This window comes from Desulfitobacterium sp. (genome assembly GCF_982384815.1).
Map to the genome: position 1 here is coordinate 1 of NZ_CEVWNY010000154.1, position 5,815 is coordinate 5,815.

At 44.2% G+C, this 5,815-nt stretch carries 3 protein-coding genes; all 3 read left to right on the forward strand.

The window, feature by feature from the left end:
* Nucleotides 1–306: 306 nt before the first annotated feature.
* The 3 genes from AC1U9U_RS15225 (at nt 307) to AC1U9U_RS15235 (ending at nt 5,756) form a co-directional block, all read left to right on the forward strand.
* Nucleotides 307–2,286, forward strand: a complete 1,980-nt coding sequence (locus tag AC1U9U_RS15225; RefSeq protein ID WP_479961402.1) for a site-specific DNA-methyltransferase — start codon at nt 307–309, stop codon at nt 2,284–2,286.
* A 14-nt stretch (nt 2,287–2,300) separates the two neighbouring features.
* Nucleotides 2,301–5,327 carry a type III restriction-modification system endonuclease gene (locus AC1U9U_RS15230; protein ID WP_479961403.1) on the forward strand — a complete coding sequence of 1,009 codons (3,027 nt, stop codon included), beginning with the start codon at nt 2,301–2,303 and terminating at the stop codon, nt 5,325–5,327.
* 246 nt (nt 5,328–5,573) lie between these two features.
* Nucleotides 5,574–5,756, forward strand: a complete 183-nt coding sequence (locus AC1U9U_RS15235; protein WP_479961404.1) for an AbrB/MazE/SpoVT family DNA-binding domain-containing protein — start codon at nt 5,574–5,576, stop codon at nt 5,754–5,756.
* Nucleotides 5,757–5,815: the final 59 nt, after the last annotated feature.

The window sequence follows — 5,815 nt, forward strand, 5'->3', positions numbered from 1 at the left end:
ATTCAAGTCCCTCGCTGTTAGATGTGAGGGTTGCGGATACTTGGCCAGGCATCATAATGTGGCCAAGTGGCCCAATTGCGCCTTGAATGTGGGAAAGAGTTTCAAATCCCATAGCGGGTAGCGTAAGATTGTGAGATGCAATAAAGCCCTTCGCTGGCTATAAGCAGCAAGGGGCTATTTTGATACTTTAACTTCACAATTACTATGAGGCCACATTAGTAGCAGATCTAACCAGAATGCAGCTTGAAGTTGCAGGAGAAAAAGAAAAAGCCAGAGAAGATACTAGAATGAGGGGAGGTTTGGCATATGGGGAAGCTAAGAATGCGGACAAAAGATCTGATTCAGGAGAACATAGAAAAACTGGCAGAAATGTTCCCGAGTGTAATTACAGAGGCGAGGGACGAACAGGGAAATCTGATCAAAGCTGTTGACTTTGAACTACTAAAACAGGAGTTGTCCGATTGGGTGATAGAGGGGGACAGGGAGCGCTACCAGCTTACGTGGCCGGGCAAAAAGGAAGCCATACTCCTGGCTAACCTGCCTACCAACAACACATTGCGTCCTGTCAAGGAGGAGAGCGTGGATTGGGAAAACACCGGTAACTTGTATATTGAAGGGGATAACCTGGAGGCCCTCAAGGTCCTGCAGGAAGCCTATCTCAACAAGATCAAATGCATTTACATCGATCCCCCTTACAACACCGGGAAGGACTTCATCTACAAAGACAGTTTTAACCAAAGCAGGGAAGAATACCTGACTGAATCTGGACAGGTTGACGGCGACGGCAATCGGCTTTTCCAGAACACCGAGTCCAACGGGCGCTTCCACAGCGACTGGCTGAGCATGATGTATCCCCGGCTCAAACTGGCCAGGAATTTGCTGCGGGAGGATGGAGCAATATTCATAAGTATTGATAACAATGAAGTACATAATTTAAGGAGAATTTGCGATGAAATATTTGGGAAACAGAATTTTATTACACAATTGGTGTGGAAGAAAAAAACTGGAGCTGGAAGCAGCATTCAACATGTTTTCGATGAACACGAATATGTAATTGTGTATGGAAAGAATAAGGATTCCATGCCAAAATGGCGAATTTTTGATGAAAGTGATGGTAATTTTCAAAATCCTGATAATGATGAGCGGGGGCCGTGGGAAAGCTGTGCTTTTACAGCTCCATCAAAGAACAAAAATCCCAATCAGTTATTCATGATTGAGGTTCATTTTAGCCATAAAGATAAGACAGTCTTTGATATAGATGAAGAAGGAAGAGCTAGATTAGATTACTTTAATTATGGAGAAAGTACCGTTGTTTTGCGGGATGTTCTTGATAGTGACGATACCAATTATACATATTATGATCAGCAAAAAGATATTGCCAAATTCATACGCCGATGGGCTTACACAAAACAGAGTATTAAACAAGTTTTTGAACAACACAAGGTCTTCTTAAATAAAGGTAATGTACCACGTTTCAAGAAATTTAAATCAGACTATGAAGGGAAAGCTTTGAGAAGTATTTATTACGACAACTTTTCCACCCAACAAGGAACAGATGCACTTAGAGCACTGTTTGGGGAAAGTTATGTGGATTATCCAAAGCCAATTGCATTACTTACACATATTGCCGGTGCAGTTATGCCAGCAAATGATATCATCCTTGACTTTTTCTCCGGCTCTGCTACCACCGCCCATGCTGTCATGCAGCTAAATGCCGAAGATGGCGGTAACCGAAAGTTTATCATGGTTCAGCTTCCCGAACCCTGCCCTGAAGATTCGGAAGCATATAAGGTAGGCTTTGAAAACATCTCTGAAATTGGTAAGGAGCGCATCAGGAGAGCGGCTAAAAAGATCCATGAAGAGACCGGCGCCGATATTGACTATGGCTTTCGAGTGTTCAAGGTGGACTCCTCTAACATGAAGGACGTCTATTATCGCCCGGGGGAACTTTCTCAACGGGATTTATTTGGAATGGTGTCCAACATTAAAGAAGACCGGACCGGGGAAGACCTCTTAATTCAGGTTATGTTGGAATGGGGGGTGCAAGTTTCCTTGCCTATGGAAACCAGACATATTTTAGGCAAGGAAGTCCATTTTGTGGGCGGCAATTCACTAGTGGCCTGCTTTGATGTAGGTGTTTGTGAGGACCTGGTTCGGGAAATTGCCAAAGAAAAGCCTTTGCGAGTGGTGTTTAGGGATAGCTCTTTTACTGATGATGCAGCCCGGATTAACGTAGAGGAACTGTTTAAGCTGCTGTCCCCTACAACCGAAATAAGGGTTATTTAGGCAGGTGATAGATATTGAAGCTAAAGTTTAAGATCCAGCAGTTTCAGACCGACGCGGCGAGTGCTATAGTGGAGTGTTTTGCCGGCCAGCCAGGTGGGCAGTCTCTTTTTACTTTAGACATGGGACAACTAAACTCGGGCCACCAGGGGGGCTTTTCCTATGCAGATATTGGGTTTAAGAACAGGCCCATCGAGCTCACGCCGGATGAAGTATTTGATAATATCAAAAAGGTCCAGGCCAGAAACGGATTGAACATATCTCCCAAATTAGAAGGTAGATATAATCTTACAGTGGAGATGGAAACGGGGACAGGGAAGACCTACGTCTACATCAAGACTATGTTTGAGTTGTTTGAGAGATACGGCTGGGGTAAATATGTCGTGGTGGTTCCCTCTATCGCTATCAGAGAAGGGGTTAAGAAGTCCTTTGAGATAATGGAAGAACACTTTATGGGGCAGTATGGACGTAAGGCCCGCTATTTCATCTATAATTCTCGACAGCTGCACAAGATAGACCAATTTGCCAGTGATCCCGGGATCAACGTCATGATTATCAATACCCAGGCTTTTAACGCCCGGGGCAAGGATGCCCGCAGGATTTACATGGAACTGGACGAATTTCAGTCCCGGATGCCAATAGATGTCATTGCTCAGGCCAATCCTATTTTGATTATTGACGAGCCGCAGTCGGTAGAAGGCAAAAAGACAGTAGAGGCCCTAAAGCTTTTTAACCCTTTATTCACTGTTCGCTACTCGGCTACTCATCGACACGATTATAATAAGGTTTATCGCTTAGATGCCCTAGATGCTTACAATAAAAAACTGGTGAAGAAGATCAATGTTAAGGGCATTACCGTAAAAGGTACTACTGCCACCGATGGCTACCTTTATCTAGAAGGGGTAGACATAAGCCAGAAACACTATCCACAGGCTCGCTTAGAGCTTGAGAAGAAGACTCGTTCTAGCATCAGACGACAATTGAGGCGGGTTTCGGTTAACGACAATCTTTATGAGCTGTCTGGTGGCCTTGAACAGTATAAAGGTTATGTTGTATCCGAAATTAACGGGGCTAGAAATACTATAGAGTTTGCCAACGGAGTTGTTTTGTCAGCAGGAGAGGTCCAGGGGAATGTTAACGAGCTCACTTTGCGCCGTATTCAGATCCGCGAAACGATTAAATCCCATTTAGAAAAAGAACGGGATTTGCATTATCGAGGCATCAAGGTGCTCTCACTGTTCTTCATCGACGAGGTGGCAAAATACAGGCAATACGACCAAAATGGAAACAAGCTAAGCGGCGAATATGCCCAAATCTTTGAAGAAGAGTACCGGATGTTGGTGAATGAATACCTGAAAAATGCAGATATCAAAAATCGATATGCTGACTATTTAAGGCGGATAGATGTAGAACAGACCCATAACGGCTATTTCGCCATCGATAAACAGGGGCGGATGATCAACCCAAGAGTAAGGGCTAGGGAGACCGACTCTGCAGATGAAAATGCTTACGATTTGATTATGAAAGACAAGGAAAGGCTTTTGAGTTTTTCTGAACCAACCCGCTTCATCTTTTCCCACTCAGCGTTAAAAGAAGGCTGGGATAATCCCAACGTGTTTCAGATTTGTACCTTAAAGCATAGCGACTCTACTATTAAAAAGCGGCAGGAAGTGGGAAGGGGCCTTAGGCTGTGCGTAAATCAGGATGGTGAAAGGATCGATGGCTCAGTGCCTGGGGTCGGAGTGCACGGGGTCAATGTCCTCTCTGTTGTGGCCAGTGAATCCTATGAAGCCTTTGCTCGGGACCTGCAGAGGGAGATCGCCGAGACCTTATCCGATCGTCCCCGCAAAGCCGACATACAGTTTTTCCTGGGTAACGTTCTCACCAACGAGCAGGAAGAAGAAATAAGGATTAATGAGCGGATAGCGAGGAGACTCTACCATGCTTTTGTCAGGAACCGTTATATTGACGAAGATGATAATCTGACAGAGGATTATTATCAGGCCGTGGAACAGGGAGAAATTGTGCTCCCTGAGGACTTCAAGAATCACAAACAGGCTGTGATAGAACTTGTCAGTACGATATACAGTGAGACTGCTTCCCCGTTAGTTCAAAACGAACGGAACAAAAATGTGGAGTTAAAGCTAAACGATAACTTCTATAAAAAAGAGTTTCAAAAGCTGTGGAAGAAAATAAACGTTAAGACGGCTTATGCTGTGGACTTTAACACCGAAGAGCTGTTAGAAAGATGTATAAGAGCCCTGGACACAAGATTAAGGATAACCGATGTATTCTACCAGATAACGGATGGAGTCTTGGAATCCATTGATTCGAAAGAGCAATTGGAAAAGGGCGAAGCTTTTGTAGCCAGAGAGTTAGAAACAGGCAAAATCCATGGGAAAGTCACTTCAGGAGTGCGTTACGACCTGGTAGGCAAGCTTATGGGGGAAACCGGACTGACTCGTAAGACCATCGTAAGAATCTTAACAGGAATAACGGGGGAAACGTTTGATCTTTTCAGGAAAAACCCTGAAGAGTTTATTCTGAAGGGCGCGAGAATAATTAACGAAGAAAAAGCTACTACCATCATCGAGCGGATCACGTACAATCCTACCAGTGAGACTTACGATACTGATATTTTCACCCAAAATACCCTCAAAGGTATGCTCGGCGAAAACGCCCTGCCAGTCAGCAAACATGTCTATGACTATGTAATCACTGACTCTAAGACGGAAAGAAAGTTCGCCCAAGACATGGACATAAGCCAAGAAGTCTGTGTTTATGCCAAGTTGCCGCGAGGCTTCTTTATTCCTACACCGGTAGGAAACTACAACCCCGATTGGGCCATTGTGTTCCAAGAGGATAAAGTCAAACATGTATATTTTATTGCTGAAACCAAGGGCAGCATGGATTCTATGGAGCTGAGAAAAATTGAAGAGGCCAAGATACATTGTGCCAGGAAACACTTTGAAAAAATTAGCAATGGTAACGTCAGGTACGATGTAGTTCAAAGCTACCAAGACCTATTGGCGATGGTGAGCTAGTTGTTTGTGCTGCCTGTTCTAATTAGGCCTTATTTAAACATGTCTCCAATAATCGTCAAATGACACTATTTGGAAAAAACGCCGATTATCTCTTTGTGGTAGGTTTCGCAGGAGAAACAAGGTTGTATCCATCACAACAGACTATCTGCGGCTAATACGTGATACAATGCAAGTACTATGTAATTACAGAGCGATAACCTATGATTAAGACCTTGGTGCAACATGGCAATAGTGCTGCGTTAATCATTGACAAGGCCAATTCTGGAATTACTTGGGGTTACTATGGAGACTCCGCTTAAAATTACTACCGACGGCAAGAGCCCGGTTATTTCTCCGCTGCCAAGCACTGATCATGACGCTAAGGTCCAGGCGGCGGTGCAGCGAATCAATAAGAAGCTTGCGACTGTGCTAAAAAGATTAGCGGAGTAGTCTCGCACTTTTTTCATAGTCCTACGTGGCAAAGTAGTAGTTCGGTGGAAGTTCACGAC

Excerpts from the sequence above, each read along its gene's own strand:
- AC1U9U_RS15225 (WP_479961402.1), top strand. The coding sequence starts at position 307 with ATGGGGAAGCTAAGAATGCGGACAAAAGATCTGATTCAGGAGAACATA.